Source organism: Chromohalobacter marismortui, from assembly GCF_004364315.1.
Lineage (GTDB): Bacteria > Pseudomonadota > Gammaproteobacteria > Pseudomonadales > Halomonadaceae > Chromohalobacter > Chromohalobacter marismortui.
Genome location: NZ_SOBR01000003.1, coordinates 68,479 through 86,327 on the forward strand (window position 1 = coordinate 68,479; position 17,849 = coordinate 86,327).

Genomic DNA, 17,849 nt, shown 5'->3' on the forward strand with positions numbered 1-17,849 from the left:
GAATGCCGCTACGCCCATCGAGCTGCCTCATTCTCGCGATGCTCATCGTCAGTATCGCTTGCTCGTTGCTCCATCTACCCTTATGGCCGGCCGCCATTCTGGGATGGCTCGCCACGTTGCGCCTGTGTTTGCAACTGCCACGCGCCTCCCGGCGACAAGCCATGTGGCTGGGACTTGCCGGGGCGGTCCTCTGGGGAATCGCTTTGTGGCGCGAAACACCGGCCTCTCTGGTGGCCGGCTTGAGCGTCAACCAGCCCTTGCTGATGATGTTTGCCGGCGTCAGTTTTCTCTCCATGGCACGCCCTCTCAGCGACAGTGACTCCCCGGACGCTCGACATGGTAGCTTTTGGGGCACGTTGCTGGGCGTGCATCTCTTCGGGGCGGTCATCAATCTTTCCGTGCTGTTTTTATTCGGAGATCGCATGCAGCGCCAAGGACGCTTGACGCGCCAACAGGCCATTGTGCTGGGGCGCGCCTTCCCGGCAGCAGCAGCCTGGTCACCGTTCTTCGTCGCCATGGGGGTGGCCCTGACCTATGCGCCAGGCATCGACTTCCTGGCGATACTCCCGTGGGGGCTTCTGGCATCGTCGCTACTGCTGGCGTTGATAACAGTCGATGCGCTACGCCTGCCCGGTGAGTTCATCGGCTACCCCCTTGGCAGGAGCAGTCTCGTGTTACCCGGCGTATTGGCGCTGAGCGTCATTGTGACGCACTTCATCTGGCCGAACTTGTCCATTCCCTTGATCATCAGCATCGTATCGCCGTTGTTCGCGACCCTGCTGGTTCCCTCACGTGAAAGACGCGAGCGTTTACGGCACCAACTCAACGAGGGATTGCCGCGTCTCGGGCCTCAGTTTTCGCTATTCCTTGCCGCCGGGCTCATCTCCAGCGGCCTCGCCGCCCTGCTGGCCAGCGCACCGGACCGCCATCTCCTGCCACTCGACCATTTCGGGAGTTTCGCTGCCTGGATCACGCAAGGTATTCTCGTGGTATTGGCGTTCGTGGGTATCCATCCACTTGTTGGCATCGCCACGATCGCACCACTGGTGCAACCTCTGAACCCCGACCCGACCTTGCTGGGCATGTTGTTTCTCATGAGCTGGGCACTGGGAACCGGATGCAGCCCCCTATCGGGCAGTAATCTCGCACTGTGCGTTCGCTACGGCCTCAAGTCGCGGGACATGCTCCGCTGGAACTTGCCCTATGCCGTGCTTGGCTGGCTGGCATGCGGAACGGTCTTCGCCTTGTACGCTTGGTGGCAGACACCTTGACGCCATGCGACCGTAGAAGGATGACGTTGGTGACATCTCAACCGTCGAGGCAAATACTTTTCGCGATCTCGACCGCCTGGAACGCTATCCTGATGGGTATGACCGCATTCCACTCGATACGCCGCGGGGAGAAGCCTGGCGCTGTGTCATGCGCTTACCATCCCGATACGCTAGCGTCCTGGCGCATGATCGCGGCCACCTGCGCGAATGAGTCGACATGCCGCTACCCGATGAATGAAGGCACACTAAGGAGAGGAAGATCATGAATTACGATATCGCTGATCTGCGACGCGATTATGCCGGCGAGACACTCTCCGACGAGCAGACGCCGGCGTCACCCATCGACTTGTTTCACGCCTGGTTCACGGCGGCGCGCGACAACGAGCCTCAAGATCCCAACGCCATGACATTGGCCACCGTCGATAGCCAGGGGCTGCCCCATGCCCGCGTGGTATTGCTCAAACATTTCGACGAATCAGGCTTCGTGTTTTTCACCAACTATCAAAGCCACAAGGGCAGCGAGCTGGCGAATGTGCCCCATGCCGCGCTTGTGTTCTGGTGGCCCACTCTCCATAGGCAGGTGCGTATCGAGGGGCGCGTGGAAAAAGCCGAGGCGCACCTCTCGGATGAGTATTTCGCGAGTCGTCCTCGCGATAGCCAGCTAGGCGCATGGATTTCCCAGCAGAGCGTGGAAATTCCCGACCGCGGGTGGCTGGAAGAACGCAAGCAGCGCTTCGAACAAGTCTATGCCGATCAGAGCGTCGAACGCCCGCCTCATTGGGGCGGGTACCGTATTCGGCCCCATATTCTGGAATTCTGGCAGGGCCAGTCCAACCGTCTCCATGACCGTATTCGCTACCGGCACCACGAACAGGACGCGGCCTGGAGCAAAACACGGCTGGCCCCCTGAGGCCACTCGAGCGGCCCAATGCACTGATCGGCTCTCGGCATGAAAAACGCCCGGTTCATGAAGAACCGGGCGCTTGGGTCAACGCTCTTGGAGCGTCCGTGCCAATCAGCTGTCGCCGTTCACCCACTCATCGACGACCTTGGGATGGTTTTCCACCCACTTCTTGGCATTTTCATACGGATCGGCATCTTCTTCTTGGTTCATGAGCATGACCTCGCCCATTTGCTCCGGCGTCCACTCGAAGTTATCGAGGATCGCATAGGCGCCCGGCATATCTTCCTCGAGGCCCTTGCGAACGATCGTGCTGATGTGTTCCGCGTCACCGTAGACATTCTTGGGATCATCGAGGTATTTGAGATCCCAACGCGCAAACATCCAGTGTGGCGTCCAACCGGTCACCACGATGTCGTCCTTGTTCTGGATCGCGCTGTCGAGCGCCGCCGTCATGGTGGCGCCGCTGCCCGATTGCAGGTTGATCGCATCACCAAGATCATACTCTTCGATCGCCTTCTCGGTGAGCCCCATCAACCCTGCACCAGGATCGATACCGACGATCTCACCATCAATCATATCCGCCTTGTCGTCCAGGTTGGCGACGGAAGAGATATCGGTATAAGAGGGCGCGACAAGGCCCAGCCTGGTGCCCTGAAGGTTGGGACCAAGGTTGACGACCTTGTCTTTCACCTTCTCGAGGTACTGCTCGTGCGTCGTCGGCAGCCAAGCCGCCACCATGCCATCGGCATCGCCATAGGCCACGGCCTGCCACATGGCAGCAGCGGAAAGTGACGACATCTCGACATCGTATCCTTGCTGTTCGAGTACCGCGCGAACCACATTGGTAGACGCCACTTCGGAGGCCCACTGGACATAGGCGAGCGTGATTTCACCCTTGCTATCCTGCGCTTGCGCGATGCCCGCATTGAGCCCTGCACCGGCGGCCATCATGATGGCGCCATAGCGTACGGCTTTCGTCAATGAAGTGCGTGTCATCGTCTTTCTCCTTCTCTTATTGATGGGAGATCTTGCCGGAACGACCTGCCGGCCGTTCCTTATCGAGCCCATGCTCGATACATGGCGCTTTGCTACGCCTTCCTGCTTAGCTCGTTTTCTTTCTCGGCTTGCGAAGTGCCTGCGTGATGCGGTCCAGCAACATGGCAAGGATCACCACGGCAATGCCGGCTTCGAAGCCATCGCCGGGACGCAGACGCTGAATGGCGCGCCAGACTTCGCTACCCAGGCCATCGGCCCCGATCATGGCGGCGATCACGACCATCGACAGCGCCAGCATGATCGTCTGGTTGATACCGGCCATGATCGTCGGCAAGGAGAGCGGAAACTGTATCTTGATCAACTTCTGTGTGCGCGTGGCGCCGAACGCATCCGCCGCTTCTATCAAGTCATTGGGGACCTGTCGAATGCCCAGTGTCGTAAAACGTATCGCCGGTGGCATCGAAAAGATCACCGTGGCAAAAATAGCCGACACGGACCCAATGCCGAAAAACGGGATGGCCGGGATCAAATACACGAAGGCCGGCATGGTCTGCATGAAATCCAGAACCGGCATGATGAAACCATAGAAGCGATCCGAAATAGCCGCAAACACCCCGAACGGCATGGCAATGACTACCGCAACCACCGTGGCGATCACCACCAACGTCAGGGTCTCGATCATCGGATCCCACAGGCCGAGGTTCCAGATCAAGGCCAGCCCCAGAACGGCCCCGATGCCTAGTTTAAGGTTGGCGACCCGCCAGCAGATCACCGCGATGATCGCCATCAGCGCCCATTCGGGCAACCACATCAGGCCATCGTTAAGCGCTGAGATACCCGTCTGGGTAACACTGGAGATGCCTCGTGTCACATTGGAATAATGCGACGTCAAGAAATCGAGCCCCCCCTCGATGGCATCGCCGAGGGGAATGCGTGGAATATCAATCGCCATCAGTGCTCTCCCGCTTCAGCCAGTTTTTCAAGTACCGCACCCTTCACGACCACACCCAATAAACGCTGGTTGTCGTCGACGATGGCAATCGGATAGCTTTTCTCAGTGAACATGGCAAAGAGATTGTTCATCGGCTCATCCGGACCGGCCTTCGGAAAGTCGTTCTGGATCAACTCGCTGATCGTATCCTTGCCCGCCTTGGCAGCCGCATCGACGTCGTCGACATTCACGATCCCCATCAAGGTGCGATCACGGCCGATGACATAGATGGAATCCAGTCCGTTGTCGCTCATCTTGCGCAACACGGTGCGCGGCCCGTCGCCATCACGCGCCGTGGCACGCACGGGTCGCATGGCGCTATTAGCCGTGAAGACACGCGACATGTCCACGCCTTCGACGAAGCGCGCCACGTAATCGTCGGCAGGCCGGGTCAGAATCTCTTCCGGGGTACCACTCTGCACGACCTCGCCATCCTTGAGCAGGATGATGCGATCACCGATGCTGATGGCCTCATCAAGGTCATGAGTGATGAAGATGGTGGTCTTCTTCATGCGATGCTGCAGTTCAAGCAACTCTTGCTGCATGTCCTTGCGGATGAGCGGATCAAGCGCCGAGAAGGCTTCGTCCATCAGCATCACGGTGGCATCGTTGGCCAGGGCACGGGCCAGACCGACACGCTGCTGCATGCCCCCTGAAAGCTGGCTCGGATAGGCATCCTCCCATCCATCGAGGCCTACCTGCTTGAGCGAGTTACGCGCACTTTGCACGCGTGAACTTTTCTCTACGCCGCGCACCTCGAGACCGTATTCGGCATTTTCCTGTACGGTTTTATGCGGAAACAGCGCGAAATTCTGGAAAACCATCGAGAAATGCCGACGGCGGCATTCCAATAGCTCTTTCTCATTGAGCTTGGGGATGTTCTGACCGTCGATCACGATATCCCCTTCGGTGGGCTCGATGAGACGGTTGAGACAACGAATCAGCGTCGACTTCCCGGAACCCGAAAGCCCCATGATGACGAGGAGCTCGCCCTCACGTACGTCGAAGTCAATGTTGGAAAGACCCAGGGTCTGGCCGGTTTTTTCAAGAATTTCAGGGCGTTTTTTACCTTGGTTACGCAACTCGAGTGCTTTCTTGGGCTGCGAGCCAAACACCTTGCTCAAGCCGCGTACCTGAATCTTGATATTCGTTTCGTCCGTTTCAGTCATAGGCTTGCCTGCTTTGGTCAAGTCGTCGCCATGCCCTTGCGAAGCAAGAGCGCTCAGCAATGTCACGTTGTCACGTTGCGAGTATCTGGCGGGTCAGTCTCCTGGCTCTTGTTATGGTCATGGAGATGATGAGAAATGATCATGAAGATAATGTTGCGTTATGTTTCGTATCGAATCATACCTACTTATTGATATTGCTTCAAATAAAAACAACTGATGATTGATCCATGGTTCAACAACCCACTCACGCACTCCCAAGCATCTCGATCATACCCACCCGATGGGGGCGGCAAGCGACAAAACCGACCTTCCGCAGCCTCGTCGCGACATCGAGAAGCAGACCAGAGCGCCTCAATCCGTCGGACTCTCCAGCCGATGGCGTTGCCAATCGCTGCTCGGCGCGTTGAGTCGCAAGGACGCCTCGACCACCTGCTCCTCCATGTTATAGCGAAAGCTGAATCCCAGGCGCTTCAGCAACGTCCGCATGGGTTGATTGTCGAGCATCACCGTGCCGACCATTTCGAGAATGCCGATCCCTCTGCAGTAGCGGATCATTTTTTCCATCAGCAGACTGCCCAGGCCATGGCCATGGAGATCATCGCGAATGATCACGGAAAATTCGGTACGGATATTGTCCGGATCGTTCCACACGCGTACCACGCCGAGCATTTCCTTGCTGCCATCGGCTTGTGCGTGCTCGGCAATGAACGCCATTTGGCGGTCGTAATTGATCTGTGCCAGTACGGCCAGGTCGCGCTGGGTCAGGTCCGCCTTGTGATGGAAATAACGAAAGCGAATGCTTTCTTCGGAAAGACGCTCATGGAAAAGCGTGATCAACGGGGCATCTTCGCCACGGATCGGACGTACCTCGACATCCATGCCATTACCCAATACCCGCCACTCTCGCAGCTCTTCGGGATACGGCATGATCGCATGGCGCGCGGGCTGGCCCAGGTCCATGGCAAAGTCCACCGCCACCACACCATCGCGGTTGAGCAATAATGGATTGAGCTCCAGCCCTTGGAGCTCGGGCAAGTCCGACGCCATCTGCGAGAGCTTGACCAGCAATTCGCAGAGACGCTCGATGTCCTGTTCGGAATCGGCGGCATGCTCGCAAATCAAGCGGTACGCATGCGTGCGCGCCACCAGCTCGTTGGCCAGCGTCATGTTCAGGGGCGGCAAGGCCACCTGACGATCCGCCAGCACATTGATCTTATAGCCGCCGGTACCGAAGACAATGACCGGCCCGAACACCGGGTCACGCGTAATGCCCGCGCAGAGTTGCATCGACGCCTTGCCACGCTGCATGCGTTGCAGGCAATAACTGAAAATCGGGCTTTCAGGGAATTTTTCGCGGACCTTGTCACCTAGACGCCGCACGCCATCGGCCACCTGCTCCGGCGTCTCGAGATCTTGCAGCAAGCCCGCGGAGAGCTTATGCGGGTGCTTGCGATAGCGAAACGGCACGCAGTTATGCGCATGCACGATTTTCAGTGCCATGGGACCCTCGATGTCTCGCGCCGCCTGCAGCGCTTCCTCGGGGCTGAACACATACTGACTCGGCGCCGACGGTATGCCATAAGCAGCCAGAACGTCGGCAGTTTCCTGATGCGTCAGGCGGTCACGATGACGCTGCTTGGCGGCAGCGATCAAGCGATGGCAGCGGGCGCGAATATCGGGCTGGGTGGTGAAAGGCAGGCTGGGCGGCGTTTCCTGCAGGAGCGTTTGCACACGCTGATAATCGACCATGTGCATGAACGCCTTGACCGCTTTTTCTGGGGAGATATAGGTGGGGATACCCGCCAGATTGCACTCGTGGCGTGCCTTGAGTGCCTCCTCGAGCCCCATCCAACTGGTCAACAGGTTGCGCTTGAAGCGTTTACGATTGGCGATCAACGCCTCGGCCGTAATCTTGGACGGCGCGAGTCGCGTCGGTGCGTGCACGACCAGTACGGCATCCACGTTGGCATCGGCCGCCACGATTTCCAACGCATCGACGAAGCGTTCAGGCGAGGCATTGCCGCCCAGATCGACGGGATTGCGCCCCGGCAGGCTGACATCGAATTCTCCCTGCACCAGCGCATCGCGGGTAACGTCGGTCAAGTCTGCCAGTTTTCCGCCAGCAATCACCAACTTGTCGATCGCCAAGAGCGCCGGTCCCAGGCCATTCGCCACGATGGCCAAGCGATCGCCGCGCAACGGCCGCATGCGCGTCAATGTTTCCAATGCATCGAACAACTCATCGGAATCGTTCACGCGCACGACCCCGGCACGCGCCAGTGCGGCGTCGAATACCACGTCACGATTGTCGATCCCCGGTGTCCGAGGCTCATGGGTGAGCGTCGACTGCGGCGAGCGTCCACTCTTGATCGCCAATACCAGACGGTTGCGCGAGGCATCACGCAACGCGGTCATGAAATGCTGTGCATCGTGCACGCGTTCCAGATGCAGCAGCAGCGCGCGTGTCGGTGAGTACTGGTTGATGTAATCCATCAGGTCGGAGAGCATCACATCGACGCTGTCACCCAATGTCACCAGATGCGAGAAACCAATACCGCGCCCCGCTGCCCAGTCGATCATGGCATTACCGAGCATCCCCGACTGGCCTAGATAAGCGACGCGCCCTGCCTTGATCGGCTGGCTCGCATAGGTGGCATTGAGCTTGCTGCCGGGGACCACGATCCCCAGGCACTCAGGCCCCAGGACTCGAATGCCCGAACGCAACGCCGCCGTGAGCATTCGCTCTCGGAGCGAGCCACCATCCTGGGTGCGATCATCGAGGTAGGACCCACCGGACAGCACCAGGGCCGCACGCGCGCCCAACTTGCCCAGCGCCTCGATACTAAGCGGTACCCCTTCCACAGGGTTGCAAAGGATCGCCAGGTCCGGCACCGCGGGCAGGTCCGCGATACGCTTTACACAGGGGGCGCCGTATACCGTGTCGTAACCGCGCGGATTCACTGCCCACAGCGTGCCGGTAAAACCGGCCTCGAGCAGGTTGCCGAGCACCATGCCGCCCATCGAAAGCGGCTTTTCCGACGCGCCGATCACTGCCACGCTATGTGGCTCGAAAAAATGACGCAGAAAACGCGTTCCCACAGCAATCTCCCCCGCTTGGTCCGACCTTGCCGCTCATCCTCACGCTCGGGCGGCCTCACTTCAACTCGCCATGACTGTAGCGACATGGCATCGTTCGACCTATGGGCACTGTTCTATCATCCTATCAGGCCTTAAGGTCCCACGCGGACAGTCTGCGCCCATCGTCTCAGCCCATAGACGCCCTCTGGATGGAGTTCCCATGATTACTGCGTATATTACCCACCCCGATTGCATGCGGCATTTCATGGGGCCGAGCCATCCCGAGAGTCCCAAGCGCTTGGAGGCCATTCGCGCACGCTTGGCCTTGAGCGGGGTGCTGACGCATACCATGCAATCCGAAGCGCAACCGGTAACAGCGCAGACGCTGGCCCGCGTCCACTGCCCTCAATACCTGGAAATGCTGGCGACGCGCTCCCCCCAGCAAGGCTTGAGCGAACTCGACGCCGAGACCCACATGAACCAGGACACGCTGGCCGCCGCGGGCGTCGCCGCCGGCGCCGTCGTGCGCGGTGTCGATCAGGTCTTCCGACACCAGGCGGACAACGTCTTCTGTGCCGTGCGCCCCCCCGGTCATCATGCCGAACGCTGCTCGGCCATGGGGTTTTGCTTCTACAACAACGTGGCCATCGGCGTGGCCCACGCCCGCCAGCGCTATGATGTCGAGCGTATCGCCGTGTTGGATTTCGACGTCCACCAGGGCAACGGGACGATCGACATCTTCAAGGATGACCCAGGCGTCCTGGTCTGTTCGAGCTTCCAGTCGCCCTTTTATCCTTGGCGCTATCAGGACGACACATGGGACAACATCATCAACACCCCTTTGTCTGCAGGCGCCGGGGGCCATGAGTTTCGTCATCGCGTGGAAAACCAGTGGCTCCCCGCCCTCCAGGCGTTCAAGCCACAGTTGATCATGCTGTCGGCGGGCTTCGATGCTCACCGCGACGATCCGATGGCGAGCCTCAACCTCGTCGAGGCCGACTATTACTGGGTGACACAACTCGCCCTGGACATAGCGCGCATCTACGCCGAAGGACGCCTGGTTTCGGTACTCGAGGGCGGGTACCATCTGGACGCGCTGGGCAGTAGTGTCGAGGCCCATCTCAAGGCGCTGCTGGGCTTTCCTCTCGGCGACCCCTGAGCATCTCCGAACGGCACTCGGCTCGCCCCGTGCCTACCGGGCTGTGGTATCCTGACGGAAACTTTATTTCCTATCGTGGACCCCCATGGCTGCCCAAACCGATAGCGACGCCGCCCTGCGCATCGCCTCCGGACGCAAAGCGTTCGTCGAGCCGCTACGCTTGGGTGATCGCCTCAAGGAAATTCGCCTGTCCAACCATTGGACCCTGGAAGACGTCAGCCAACGCACCGGCTTGGCACGCTCGACGCTTTCCAAGATCGAAAACGACCAGATATCGCCGACCTTCAGCGCCGTGCAGAAACTCATCGGCGGCCTGGGAATCGATCTGCCGCAACTGCTGACACCGCCCAAGCCACAATCACGCACTCTCGGTCGCCGAGACCTGACCCGCGTCGGCGAGGGTCAGCAGCATCCCACCCCTACCTATGAGCACGAGCTCCTCTCGTGGCAGCTGGCCCAGAAGCGGATGATTCCCTTCAAGACCATCGTCCGTGCGCGCAGCTTCGACGAATTCCAGGAGTGGGTCCGCCATGACGGCGAGGAATTCCTGATGGTCCTCGACGGTGACATCCTGCTGTATACCGAGTTCTACGAACCGCTGCACCTGACCCACGGCGACAGCATCTATTTCGACAGCGACATGGGCCACGCCCTGGTGTCCGTCAGCGACGCCGACGCCGTCGTGCTCTCCGTATGCACGCGCGGCGAGAACGCGTGATCGCCCATTAAAAAAGCGCCCGGCTCAAGGCCGGGCGCGTTCCACTTCTTCATTGCGATGTTGACGCCTTCAATCAATATCCTTGACGGCGCTATCGCCGGAAAGCTCGCGGGCCATCATGCGGTCACTGTACGCCACGCCATAGCGCTTGCGCGCCCATAGGTACATTCCCAGCCCCAGCAACATCCACGCACCGAAGACGACCCACTCGATCGGCAACAACGCCGAGGGGCTGCCCGGCAGATAGAGACTCACCATCCCCAACGACAACGCCACCGCAACGATGCCGACCCACTTGCCATAGGGCACCTTGAAGGGGCGCGGCATATCGGCGTTCTTGTAACGCATCACCACGAACGACAGCGCCACGAACAAATACGCGATGACGATGCCCAGCCCACCGGCGTCCACCAACCACACCAGCATCGGACGGCCGAAAAACGGCGCCAGGCAGGAGACCGCGCCGATCATGATGACTGCGTTGCTGGGCGTCTTGTAGCGTGGGTGAAGCTTGCCCAGAAACGCTGGCAGCATCCCTGCATGCGCAAGAGCATAAACGGCCCGGGAGCCACCAATGTAGAAGGCATTCCAGCTCGTGATGATCCCCGCGATGCCCGCCACCACCATCAGCTTGCCGGCCCAGGGCGCCGCAAAAACGGCCTGCATGGCATCCGGCACCGCCAGCGTGGAAGCTTCCAGTGCCTGCGGATCGAGCATCAGCGACGTTCCGAGGATGATCAAGGCATACCAGAACACCGCCAGAATGACCGAGATCATCAGCACCTTGCCGATATCGCGAAATGGCAGATCGATTTCCTCGGCCGCCTGCGGGATGACATCGAAACCCACGAACATGAACGGCACCATGATCATGACCATCATGATGCCACCCACGAGGCCGTTCTCGACGTTGAACAGAGGCTCCATGTGAGCCGTGTCTCCGGTAAACAGTGCCCCGGTGATGAACATCACGCCCACCACCAGGATCAGAATCGTCACCAGTTTCTGTACCAAGGCCGCCGTGCGAATGCCAATGTAATTGATCGCCATCATGACCAGCGAGCCGACGACGCCGACGGCCACCCAGGTCGCTTCGACCTCCCAGCCCGCAATCGTCCACAGATGGCCGACGGCATAGCCGGGAAACAGATTCTCGAATACCGTAGGCAAGGCCACGGCCTCAAACGACACCACGCTCATGTAGCCCAGCACGATGGTCCAAGTACAGAGGAACGAGGCGAAATGCCCCAGAGCATGATAACTGTATACGTGCTCACCTCCGACCTGCGGCATCGCCGACGCCAGCTCGGCATACGTCAAGCCCACCAAGACGATGGCAATGCCGCCGATGACAAAGGCCAGGATGGCGCCTAGACTCCCTGCCGACTGGATCCAGTTGCCGGTCATGACGATCCAGCCCCACCCCACCATGGCGCCGAACGCCAATGCGAGCACATCCTTGCGCGCCAGCACGCGCGTCAGCTCGCTTGCCTCTTTGGAAGACGTTGTTCGATTCATCGCGATACTCATTTATGGAAAGCGGTATTGTTGATGTGCACTTATCTTGCGTCCAGAGAGCGGCATTTGTTTCATATAATGCACGCCCGGCAGGCAAGATAATGGACCAGGTGAATCGAGACAACCCACGGTGAGAGGCAATGGCGGTTTTTTCCACGCCGTGGCGATAACAACCAGCGATAGGCTAGGTATGCTGAACGTCATCGCCCCGCCACAACAACTTGCCGCATTCATCGAGCGTGTAGCCACCCAGTGATTGGGCCAGGGTCAAGCCGGCGGCACTGTGTAGATAATCGAACATCTGCTGCAACAACGACCGGAAGTACACGTTGCGCGGCGTCACCAGATCGAACGACTCTTCGCTGATGGGAATGAACCCCAGGCCGAATTCATTGGCCGCCGACAGCGTGCCTGGGCCGATGTCGGCTTCGTGACGCGCGACGAGCGAAGCAACCTCGCGTTCGCTGTAGGCGACGACCTGGGTATTGAGCTGATCGAGTCGCAACTGATGCCCCGCCAACCATTCCTTGAGAAAGCGCTGCGATCCAGCCCCCTCTTGACGGACGGCCCAGCGACGATTGGCGCCGAAAAGCCCCGAGGGATCGTGAGGCTGGTGTCGGTCCTCGGGCCGGATGATCAACCCCTGACTGCGGCGGAACAATCGCACCAGCACCCAATGACGATAGCCGCTATGACTTCTCACCAGCGCCGGGTGGCGCAACTCGCTTTCCTCGGCACGCCCCCAATGGATGGCACACACATCGGCGCGGCCTTGCGAGAGCAACGACAAGCCCAGTTGCGTCCCGGTCACGCTATAGCCATAGAAGGCATGCCCCTGCTGCTGCTGATTGAGGCGCATGATCAAGGCCGAAAGCAACGGGTCGTCACTACCGGTCACCATCAGACGATCGGCCAGTACGCCATGGTGACAGGATTCCAGAATCCATTGCTCGACCAAGCGTCTGGGGAATAACCATTTACCGGTCACCTTGGTGGAAGGGATGGCGCCATCGCTGGCCAGCTGGTAAATCTTCTTTTCGTTGAGATGCAACAGCTCGGCGACTTGATGCACGTTGAGAAACGGCGAGGTAGAGGCGGAATCGCTCATGAGATGTCCTTGTGCCGAGACGCCGCTTTGTCCCCCGGACGTGGCGCCGGCATGGCATCCAGCACCAGGCGCGCCTGCTGGTCGACGACCTGAAAATGGCGCCCCTTGGCTCGCGCCACCAGCAGCACGCCGAAACGCTGCGCCAGTTCCACGCCTTTCTGCGTCATGCCCGAACGCGAGACCAGCACGCTGATCCCCATCTGCGCGACCTTGAGCACCATTTCGGACGTCAGGCGCCCCGTGGTGTAGAAGATATCCGCCGTCGCCAGCTCGGTATCCTCCGACACACCTTCTCCCAGTGCCGCCAGCCATTGGCGACCAGCCAGCGTATCCACCGCATTATGGCGCCCCACGTCTTCCACGAACCCCAGCACACGATCCTGCCGACACAGCGCGCAACCATGCACGGCCCCGGCATTGCGATAGGTCTCGTTGAACTGCCCCAGGTTGTCGAGCATGCGATACAGCACCGCCTGGGATAACGGCTCGCGGGGCAAGGGACGCAGATCGGTGGCATCGAGCAGGCGTCCAAAGACCGTTCCCTGCCCGCAGCCGGTGGTCACGGTTCGCTGAGCCAGGCGCGCCTCAAGGTCTTCAGGCAAGACACGCGTCACGACCGCAGCGGCCTCCACATCCCAATCGACCTGCAGTGCCTCGACATCCTCGGCACGCGCCAAGAGCCCCTGGTTGCGCAGATACCCCAATACCAGCGCTTCCGGCTCGGCCCCCAGCGTCATCAGGGTCACGATCTCCTGACGATTCAAGTACACCGTCAAGGCGCGCTCGGCAGCGATCGCCTGCTGACGACGCTGGCCGTATTCATCAGTCACCGCGATCTCGAGCGTTGTCGGCATACGCGCCCGACTCAACACGACATTGGACATGCTCACCTCCTTCTCATGGCGACAGGATACCCAAAGCACAACATGCATGCCCAAGGGAAATGTACGCCGAGGACGCATTTTCCAGGCTATCAGGCACGCGGCTTGCTATATGATGCAGATACAGCGTGTCATGTTTCACCTTACAGGGAGCAACCGCCATGGCGGCCGACGACAACCTGAGATACTTGAGCTTCGAGCTGGCGTTCCGGCGCCAGGAGGTCAAGGGCTTCACGTCCCTGGCCTGGTACATTGCCGACATCGGGTGCCATGACCGCGGCCCCCACGTCCTGCCGCTGACGCTCTTTCTCACCGAACGTACAGCCTACCGCTTCAACTTGAACGCCCAGCATCCTGTCCTGTTCATGCGCTGCGAAGCGACCGATGACGGTCCAGCACCACGCGAGCTTACCGCGAGTCAAGAAGTCGCGGCCAACTGGATGGACGGTGACACCCAGGTCCTCGACGCCCCCATGCCCTTGGCCATACAGGCCTGGATCGAGGCCTACCTGGCACGTCACGGCGAACGTGTCGACGGTGGTCGCAAGAAGAAACGCGCCGGCGCCGGGCGCGCCAGTCAGGAGTGATGTCATGAGCTTCATGCAACGCTGGTCACAGCGCAAGCGCGATCACGGCGATGCGTCGTCGCCCGACATGCCGCACGAAGAGACGGCCGTCGGCCAGGCACAGGCTCCTCCCGCGCACGGGGACGACGCGGCCTCATCGCGCGCCGCCGCCCTGATTCCCGGCTACGATCCTCAGCGTCCGTTGGACGAGCAACTGCCTGCACCGGAGACACTCGGCGCCGAGGACGATTTTCGCGCCTTCATGCTGCCGGGTGTCGGCGAGCTCCTCAAACGCCGCGCCCTGCGCCGCATGTTCACGATTGGCAACTACAACGTGCGCGACGGCCTGGACGATTATGACGAGGATTACTCGCAATTGATGCGCATGACGCCCGAGGTCAGTGCCCGGATGCGCCAATGGCTCCGCCAGGAACAAGCGTCCCAGGACTCACCACAGCACGACGACACGCAGACGCGACCATCCGACACGCCCGCTGAAGAAGATGAAGACGCCACTTCCGAGTCAGCGCAGACATCCCAGCCGACAGAGACGGACCCACCGGCAGAAGAGGCACCAAATGACCCATCCGGGCGCTCGGGTGCGTCAAGTTGACCCATAGCGTCCGTCAATAATGCCACGGTGCTCCCGTATCTTGCCCGGCAAGCCCTTCGTTTGCGACGAGAACAGGTATCTAACCTGCAGTCATAACATTATATAAAGCTCGGCAAAGACCGAGACGAGATGCCACCCGATTGGCACGACAAGACTCAAAGCCCCGTGACACGACCGACAAGCTGATGAGGTGACATGCCCCAGTTCATCGATACGCGAGCGTTGAACGACGACGCACGTAACGCAGCCGCGCGTGAGGCCGCCCTGCAGCAGGTGTCATGGCCGCAGAACCTCGCCCCGCCCACGGTGAGCTATACCAGCCACGGCCATGTGGCCATCGTGGGGCCGGCAACGGACCTTCAGCGCGCCATGCAGGCACTCACGGACAACGAGCTTGCCAGCATCACGCTGGTCACCACGCAGTCCGCATTGCCTCACGACAGCACACACGATCTCGCCAGCGTGCGCGATATCGCCTGCGCGCATCCACACCTGGAAGGCTATCTAGGCGCGTTTCATCTAAGTGCCGGTGACGGCGGCGCGTCTCTTTCACAGGCCAGCCTGGGGCGCGACCACTTCGATGCCATTCTCGATCTCGGCACACCGGCGCTGCTGCAGTACGAATTGCCGCCGCCGGGCTACCACCGCGTGAATCACACGACATCCCTCGAGCAAGCCGTTCAGGATCTTCAAGCGTGCGTCGGTGAATTCGAGAAGCCGCGCTATTTTCAGATCGACAGTGATTTGTGCGCCCATGCCGGGCGTGGTCAAAGCGGCTGCACTCGCTGCCTCGATATCTGCCCTGCCGATGCCATTTCGAGCGTCAAGCAGGAAATCGTCATCGACCCGTTTCGGTGTCACGGTGCGGGCAGTTGCACCAGCGCATGTCCCACCGGCGCCATTCGCTATGCCTTGCCCACACCGGAGCGCCTGGACGATTACATCGCACGCCTGCTTGCCAGCTATCACGCCGAAGGCGGCGATACCGCCGTGGTGCGTTTTCTCGACCAAGAGACGCAAGCCAGCGACCCCCCCCCGGCGGCGGGCCATGTCCTCGATGTGCCGCTGGAAGAACTCGGCGCGGCGGGGCTCGACCACTGGCTGGGCGCCCTCGCCCGCGGCGGCGCCGAAGTACGCATCGTCATGCATGACAGCTTACCGCCGTCATTGAGCCGGCTAGTGCACGATCAATACGCTCAAGCCACCGCCATGTTAGCGGCATTGGGCCATGATACCCGGCGCCTGAGCCTGATTGATGCAGGCGACAGCGCCAAACGCGACGCACTGCCGATCGTGGCGCCTCTCGGCGCACGCCTGGAAACGACACGCCCGCACGCCAAACGCGAGGCCCTCAACAGCATTCTCGACTTCCTCGCGGCACATGGCACGCCCAGCGCAAAGCGCGTGGACATGCCCGTCGGCGCGCCATTCGGCACGCTGGATATCGACGCCGACCACTGCACCTTGTGCATGGCCTGCGTGGCGGTGTGCCCCGTGCAGGCGCTGAGCACGCCTGGCCAATCTCCGGCCCTGCAGTTTCAGGAAAGTGCCTGCGTGCAGTGCGGGCTTTGCGAGGCCACGTGCCCCGAAGGGGTCATTGCCCTGCACCCCGGGTTCATGGCCGACCCTGAAACCCGCAGCCAGGTCGCGACGGTCAAGGAAGAAGCGCCATTCGAGTGCATCAGCTGCGGCAAGCCTTTTGCCACTACCAGCACCATCGCCTCGATCAAGCAGAAACTCGCCGATCATCCGTATTTTGCCGGTGATGCCATCAAGCGCCTGGAAATGTGCGAAGACTGCCGCGTCAAGGATATCTGGCACGACATGGCGCGTGACCCCAATGCTCAGCTCAAGGTATGACGATGACGACGCCCGAGCATAGCGATACTCATCACTCTCCAGCATCCCTCACGGCGGCACTCGAGGAACGCAACGCCCTGCGCGCCGATGTCTATCTATTGCTGGCACGCTTGGTACGTGAAGCGCCCAACGCGGAGCTGCTCGACTTTCTCGCCGCGCTCGAACCCGACGACGAGAATTCGCCACTCAAGCGACATTGGGCCTCGCTGTCACTGGCCGCCCGCCATGGGCATCCCGGCACGCTGCACGATGTGCACTTTGGTCTGCTCGTGGGCGTGATCCAGGGCCAGCTCGTGCCGTATGCCTCCTGGTACCTGACCGGATCGCTGATGGAAATGCCCTTGGTGGCACTGCGCCATGACCTCAAGCACCTCGGTTTCGAGCGCGCCGCGCACGTCAAGGAACCCGAAGATCACTTCTCCGCCATGTGCGAAGTCATGGCCATGCTCATCGAATCCCGGGCCGCGGCACAGGCAGCGTTCTTCAAGCGTCATTTGAGCCCTTGGGCATTGCGTTTCATGCATGACCTGGCCCAGGTCGAAGACCCGTTCTATGCCAGCGTCGGAGCGCTCGGAGAGGCTTTCTTCTCGCGTGAGGGTGATCAATTGCAAAGTGACCCTGACGCGCAAGTCGTCACGTTTTCGCCACCTCCCGCTACGCTTGGCGAAGGGAGGCCCAACTAATGCGCCTCGTTCATCACCCATGCCGCTTGCCCGACGGCAGCGATAACGCAGAGGTGTGTGCAAGCCACAAACGCGCAAAACAAAAAGGAGTCGCCTCATGAAAGAGCCGAACGATAAAACGTCGAACAATCCCGCCCGGCGTCACTTCTTGCGCAATGTCGGGCTGGGTACGGTCGCCGCGGGTGCGGCCGTGGCCGTCGGCCATGTCACCCTGGCGCAGGCACAAGCGGATGAAACCAAAGACGCCGCCGATGCCGGCGACACGACGTATCGCGAAACCGATCACGTCAAGGCCTTCTACGCCACCTTGCGCGACTAAACGGTCGAGAGAACC

General features: G+C 60.4%; 16 protein-coding genes. 9 read left to right on the forward strand and 7 right to left on the reverse strand.

All coding sequences use genetic code 11. The annotated features are described in order from the left end of the window. Positions 1–2 precede the first annotated feature (2 nt). Positions 3–1,271, forward strand: a complete 1,269-nt coding sequence (locus C8E00_RS06840) for a hypothetical protein (RefSeq protein ID WP_133696143.1) — start codon at positions 3–5, stop codon at positions 1,269–1,271. A 262-nt stretch (positions 1,272–1,533) separates the two neighbouring features. Then, complete coding sequence (gene pdxH / locus C8E00_RS06845) at positions 1,534–2,181, forward strand: pyridoxamine 5'-phosphate oxidase (RefSeq protein WP_133696146.1); 648 nt, start codon at positions 1,534–1,536, stop codon at positions 2,179–2,181. Between the two features lie 105 nt (positions 2,182–2,286). Here pdxH and C8E00_RS06850 read toward each other — a convergent pair whose 3' ends face one another. The 4 genes from C8E00_RS06850 to C8E00_RS06865 all read right to left on the reverse strand — a co-directional run bounded on the left by C8E00_RS06850 (position 2,287) and on the right by C8E00_RS06865 (position 8,430). After that, complete coding sequence (locus C8E00_RS06850; RefSeq protein ID WP_133696148.1) at positions 2,287–3,171, reverse strand: glycine betaine ABC transporter substrate-binding protein; 885 nt, start codon at positions 3,169–3,171, stop codon at positions 2,287–2,289. A 106-nt stretch (positions 3,172–3,277) separates the two neighbouring features. Further along, on the reverse strand, positions 3,278–4,123 hold the full coding sequence (locus C8E00_RS06855; protein WP_133696151.1) for an ABC transporter permease: 846 nt from the start codon (positions 4,121–4,123) through the stop codon (positions 3,278–3,280). Then, entirely contained in the window at positions 4,123–5,331 is a 1,209-nt protein-coding gene (locus C8E00_RS06860; RefSeq protein WP_133696153.1) for a quaternary amine ABC transporter ATP-binding protein, read from the reverse strand. Before C8E00_RS06860 ends, C8E00_RS06855 begins: the two co-directional genes overlap by 1 nt. Before the next feature lie 351 nt (positions 5,332–5,682). After that, positions 5,683–8,430: a bifunctional acetate--CoA ligase family protein/GNAT family N-acetyltransferase gene (locus tag C8E00_RS06865; protein ID WP_133696156.1), complete on the reverse strand. Its 2,748-nt coding sequence runs from the start codon at positions 8,428–8,430 to the stop codon at positions 5,683–5,685. A 199-nt stretch (positions 8,431–8,629) separates the two neighbouring features. Here C8E00_RS06865 and C8E00_RS06870 point away from each other — a divergent pair, with 199 nt between their 5' ends. Both C8E00_RS06870 and C8E00_RS06875 read left to right on the forward strand, forming a co-directional pair. Beyond that, on the forward strand, positions 8,630–9,568 hold the full coding sequence (locus tag C8E00_RS06870) for a histone deacetylase family protein (protein ID WP_133696158.1): 939 nt from the start codon (positions 8,630–8,632) through the stop codon (positions 9,566–9,568). A gap of 85 nt (positions 9,569–9,653) precedes the next feature. Further along, positions 9,654–10,286, forward strand: a complete 633-nt coding sequence (locus tag C8E00_RS06875) for a helix-turn-helix domain-containing protein (protein ID WP_133696161.1) — start codon at positions 9,654–9,656, stop codon at positions 10,284–10,286. Between the two features lie 69 nt (positions 10,287–10,355). Here C8E00_RS06875 and C8E00_RS06880 read toward each other — a convergent pair whose 3' ends face one another. The 3 genes from C8E00_RS06880 to C8E00_RS06890 form a co-directional block, all read right to left on the reverse strand. Next, on the reverse strand, positions 10,356–11,804 hold the full coding sequence (locus tag C8E00_RS06880) for an APC family permease (protein WP_243833132.1): 1,449 nt from the start codon (positions 11,802–11,804) through the stop codon (positions 10,356–10,358). Positions 11,805–11,988: 184 nt separating this feature from the next. Continuing rightward, the gene (locus tag C8E00_RS06885; RefSeq protein ID WP_133696165.1) at positions 11,989–12,912 is read right to left on the reverse strand and encodes a helix-turn-helix transcriptional regulator; all 924 of its coding nucleotides are present in this window, start codon (positions 12,910–12,912) and stop codon (positions 11,989–11,991) included. Beyond that, positions 12,909–13,796, reverse strand: a complete 888-nt coding sequence (locus C8E00_RS06890; RefSeq protein ID WP_133696167.1) for a formate dehydrogenase accessory sulfurtransferase FdhD — start codon at positions 13,794–13,796, stop codon at positions 12,909–12,911. The genes C8E00_RS06885 and C8E00_RS06890 overlap by 4 nt, the downstream gene beginning before the upstream one ends. 158 nt (positions 13,797–13,954) lie before the next feature. Here C8E00_RS06890 and C8E00_RS06895 point away from each other — a divergent pair, with 158 nt between their 5' ends. The 5 genes from C8E00_RS06895 (at position 13,955) to C8E00_RS06915 (ending at position 17,834) form a co-directional block, all read left to right on the forward strand. Beyond that, positions 13,955–14,380 carry a DUF3305 domain-containing protein gene (locus C8E00_RS06895; RefSeq protein WP_133696169.1) on the forward strand — a complete coding sequence of 142 codons (426 nt, stop codon included), beginning with the start codon at positions 13,955–13,957 and terminating at the stop codon, positions 14,378–14,380. Positions 14,381–14,384: 4 nt separating this feature from the next. Next, the gene (locus C8E00_RS06900; protein ID WP_133696171.1) at positions 14,385–14,972 is read left to right on the forward strand and encodes a DUF3306 domain-containing protein; all 588 of its coding nucleotides are present in this window, start codon (positions 14,385–14,387) and stop codon (positions 14,970–14,972) included. Positions 14,973–15,167: 195 nt separating this feature from the next. Beyond that, a complete protein-coding gene (locus tag C8E00_RS06905) occupies positions 15,168–16,832 on the forward strand; it encodes a 4Fe-4S dicluster domain-containing protein (RefSeq protein ID WP_133696174.1) in 1,665 nt (554 codons plus the stop codon). A 2-nt stretch (positions 16,833–16,834) separates the two neighbouring features. Then, the gene (locus C8E00_RS06910; RefSeq protein WP_133696176.1) at positions 16,835–17,515 is read left to right on the forward strand and encodes a TorD/DmsD family molecular chaperone; all 681 of its coding nucleotides are present in this window, start codon (positions 16,835–16,837) and stop codon (positions 17,513–17,515) included. A 97-nt stretch (positions 17,516–17,612) separates the two neighbouring features. Next, positions 17,613–17,834, forward strand: coding sequence for a twin-arginine translocation pathway signal (locus C8E00_RS06915; protein ID WP_133696179.1), 222 nt, complete (start codon positions 17,613–17,615; stop codon positions 17,832–17,834). Positions 17,835–17,849: the final 15 nt, after the last annotated feature.